General features: G+C 68.6%; 2 protein-coding genes and 2 pseudogenes. 2 read left to right on the forward strand and 2 right to left on the reverse strand.

The window, feature by feature from the left end; translation table 11 throughout:
- Nucleotides 1–266: 266 nt before the first annotated feature.
- Nucleotides 267–762: pseudogene (locus CU044_RS18740) on the forward strand (IS5/IS1182 family transposase); the annotation flags it as partial.
- 57 nt (nucleotides 763–819) lie between these two features.
- Here the strand turns inward: CU044_RS18740 and CU044_RS18745 are convergent.
- On the reverse strand, nucleotides 820–1251 hold the full coding sequence (locus CU044_RS18745) for a DUF4259 domain-containing protein (protein ID WP_165371935.1): 432 nt from the start codon (nucleotides 1249–1251) through the stop codon (nucleotides 820–822).
- A gap of 56 nt (nucleotides 1252–1307) precedes the next feature.
- On the reverse strand, nucleotides 1308–2945 hold the full coding sequence (locus CU044_RS18750) for an ISL3 family transposase (RefSeq protein ID WP_240045679.1): 1638 nt from the start codon (nucleotides 2943–2945) through the stop codon (nucleotides 1308–1310).
- Nucleotides 2946–3063: 118 nt separating this feature from the next.
- Between CU044_RS18750 and CU044_RS39570 the strand changes: the two are divergent.
- Nucleotides 3064–3534, forward strand: a pseudogene (locus CU044_RS39570) (IS5/IS1182 family transposase); the annotation flags it as partial.
- Nucleotides 3535–3738: the final 204 nt, after the last annotated feature.

Consider the following 3738-nt stretch of genomic DNA (forward strand, 5'->3'; position numbering starts at 1 on the left):
CCCCACCCCCCGCCCCCCTCGGCTCCCGGCTCCCGGCTCCCGGCTCCCGGCTCCCGGCTCCCGGCTCCCGGCTCCCGGCTCCCGGCTCCCGGCTCCCGCAAGGATCACCAGGAGGGAGACTCCTCCCCGGCCCGCCGGACACAGAGAGACCCGCCGGGACCAGAAGACCGCCAGAGCTGGAGAGGCCGCCGGGACCTGACGAGTTGGTGCGTGATAGCGGGTGAGGCGTCGTGCCAGGCAAGTGGCACGATCCGGGTGTGGTGATCATGGCCAATCGGGCGGTGCCGGCGCATCGGCTGTCCACTGGGTTCTCTCGACAGCATCTCGCGTGCCTGGCCGAGGAGTTGGCCGCGCCGTGGCAGGCCGGACTCGAGGGCCGACACCATGCTGCACGAGGAGGAGCCCGGAAGCGGGCCGCGGGTGCCGTCGCACGCCACCAGCTGGTGTCCGTCGACCGGCCGGCGGCCACGCCGATCCACCTGCGGCACAACCCGCCGCATTCGGTGCCGGGACCGCTGTCCGGCGTCGACTGATCCACCCTCACCCGTGCGATCGCGGAGAGGAGATACATACGCTCCTGGCCGAGCGGGAGTACGCGGTCCCCGACCGTCCCGGCTCGCATCTTCGGACACTGACGGACATGTCCGCCTGCGCCCAGGCCGGTGGCGTCCAGCCGCACTCGACGCCTCCGGCCTGGGCGCAGGCGTCGAGCTGCGGCCGGACGCCACCGAGATCCAGGTCCGCGGGCCGCCGGCCAACCGCGTGGCTCTGTTCATCAGAACGGGCTCTGGCTCAACTTCCGTGCTGAGTGACGCTCCGTTACGGTTGGACATCGAAGAGAGCGATGGAAGAGGGCTGCGGGGCAAGCACTGCGCGAAGGCGCGTCAGTATGGCTCGCCACCGCTTCCAGTCCGCTGGGTCGACCCAGTTTGAGGCCGGCCCATCCTCGTCGCCGACGATGCGGGCGAGGGCTTCGTCGGCGAGTGCCCGAAGGTCGGAAGGGAACACGGGCATCGGTGTTTCCGGACCGTAGGACATGTCGACGGGTTCGCCTCCCGGACATTGCGCCGCGATCAAGGCGGCGGCGGCCACCGCCTCTTCCGCTTCCGTGAGATAGCCGGTTGCGTCGATCGTTCGGACGAGGACGCCTCGGATCAGGGCTTCACGCGCCTCGGGCTCAGCGTCGTCGAGCGCGTTGGCAAAGTCCGCGGCGGTGTCGTTGTCGAAGGGACCGGTATCCCAGGTGCCCATGCTGATCTCCTTGCGTATGGTCGCCCGCATCCTCGCATCAGGCACTGACAACATGACTACGGGGCGAGCAAGACCCGTTTGCGAAGAAGATCGAAGCCTGCGCGGCCGAACATCTGGCGCTTGAGCATTTTGATCCTGTTGACGTGGCCTTCGACGACTCCGGAGTTCCAGGGCAGCGTCAGACCGGCGATGACGGCGTCGCGGTCTCGGTCGATGCCGGCCGCGAGGGTGTGGAGGCTGGGCAGGTCGTCCTGACGGACGGCGTCGAGCCACTGCGGGAGTCGTTCACCCTGGCGTTCGGTGAGCATGTTGGCGAAGGACCGGACGTGACCGGTCAGGGCATCGAGTTCGGGGCAGTTGGCAAGGACAGCCTTGAGCCGGAGATGTTCGATCTCGTTCAGCGTCTCGGGTCGGCTGAGGATCCACCTCGTCACCACGCGGGGCGCCGGCGGCTGCGCGGCGACCGGCCGTGGCGAGGTGCGCTTCTCTCGCAGAAAGGCGCTGACCCGGCCGTAGCTGCCGCGATAGCCCATGGGAACGATCTCCTCCCACAGCTTCCAGGCGTTGGTGCAGCCCTCGTCCCAACGTTCGTCCAGGCAGGGCTTGTACTCGTCGAGGACGGAGGTCCTGTTGTGCTGCCACTGGCCACGAAAGAGGTCTTCCGGCTTCGCCACGTCGGCAAGGCTCTTGACGGTGCGGTGGGTCATCTGGAGCTGACGCCCGATGGAGCGGCGGCTGTGGCCGGCTTCCAGCAGTGCGTGGACCGTGGCGTGCCGGGCTCGGACGCGGTTGGCGAACCGCTCGCTCTGCCACGGCGAGTCCGTCTTCTCCTCGGGCGGCACCGGTTCGTCGGCCTTCGCCTCGGGATCGGGGACCAGGACGCCAAGGCACTGACGGTGGCGGGCGACCGCCCGCTCAGCCGCTTCCCCGAGGTTGTGCCACAAGTGCCAGCGGTCGGCGACCTGCGTCGCCTGGGGTGCCCCGGCGGTGGCGCCCTCCGCGAAAAACGGAGCGCGGTCCCGGCAGACGACCTCGATCCCTCGCCGCTGAGCGAGCCAGGCGGCCAGACCTGATGCTTCTCGATCAGGCAGGAGATCGATCGGACGGCGGGTCTCGACGTCCACCAGGACAGTGCCGTAACGGCGGCCCTTGCGGGTGGCGTACTCGTCGACGCCAACCACCCGAGGCGTCGGCACCTCCGCCTCGGGCAGCGCCTCGACCAGGCGCAAGACCGTGCTCCGGCTGACGGACATGGCGAGCACAGCAGCCAAGCGGGCGCCGGCTCGACCAGCGAGGGCGAGGCCGACTGCGGTCAGGATGCAACGCAGCCGTTCGGTGCGCTGGCCATGCCTACGGGTAAGGCCGGATATCTGCTCCACGAACGTTTGACGAGGGCACTTCGTGTTCCCGCACCGGAACCGCCGGACCCGCAGCTGGAGTAGGACGCTTCGTCCGGCGCTCGGGACATCAGCGAGAAACCTCAGGTAGGAGCTGTGAACTCGGGTCGAGCAGACCCCGCATCCCGGGCAGGCGGCGCCGGCCGTGGTGCACTGCGCGTCAAGGCGCACGTTCTCGATATCCATGTCCACCGACCGCACCGCGATGTCCGCGATCGCCGGGAACAGCAGCGCCTTCAGCTGGAGTACAACATCTTCCACGGCTCGGACTGTCAGCCCAGCGGCACTGACCACCATCCATTTTCGGGCAACTTCGCATACCGCCCGGAGAAGCTCAGTCGTCACTCATCGTGGCCACTGCACGGAAGTTGAGCCAGAACCCGTTCCGATGAACAGAGCCAACCGCACCAGTCACCGTGCGTTCATGCCGGACAAGAAGAAGCACAACACCAAGAAAGCCACCGCGATCACCGGCCGGCACAGCCGCACATCACGGACCGACACCCTGCGACCTGACCGATGCCCTGCGACCTGGGCGTATGCACGACACCACGGCCGCCCGCAACGAAAGCACCGCCGGCTGCTTCCAGCACTTCCCCGAATCGAGGCCCTCCTGGACGACGGCTACCCGGGCCTCAGCCGCGACCACCGCGGGCAGGCGATCACACCACCCAGAAAACCGCATCCGGGAGCACCGCCCGGCAGAGCCGAACAGTGGGAACGCGACCGCCACCGGCACTCCTTCGACCGCATCACCGTCGAACACGCCCTCACCGACCACAAACGCCGGAAACAACTGATGCGCTGAACCCACCGCCGCGACCGCCCGCCCGACACCTACCGCGCCATCGCCGGCCTCGTCCCCGACCGCACCAACAACGCCTGAGAACAAGCCACAACCAGGCGAAACACGCCTCACCCGCTATCACGCACCAACTCGTAAAGCGGGCAGGACCAGAAGACCGGCGGGACCAGAAGGCCGGAGAGGCCACCGGGACCCGAGGCGGACGGGACCGAAGGCCAGCGGAACTGAAGGCCAGCGGAGTTGAAGGCCGCCGAGGCCCGAGGCCAGCCGAGCTGGAGGCGGGCG

The sequence above is a fragment of the Streptomyces sp. L-9-10 genome (assembly GCF_004151105.1).
GTDB lineage: Bacteria > Actinomycetota > Actinomycetes > Streptomycetales > Streptomycetaceae > Streptomyces.

Excerpts from the sequence above, each read along its gene's own strand:
- CU044_RS18745 (WP_165371935.1), bottom strand. The coding sequence starts at position 1,251 with ATGGGCACCTGGGATACCGGTCCCTTCGACAACGACACCGCCGCGGAC.
- CU044_RS18750 (WP_240045679.1), bottom strand. The coding sequence starts at position 2,945 with ATGGTGGTCAGTGCCGCTGGGCTGACAGTCCGAGCCGTGGAAGATGTT.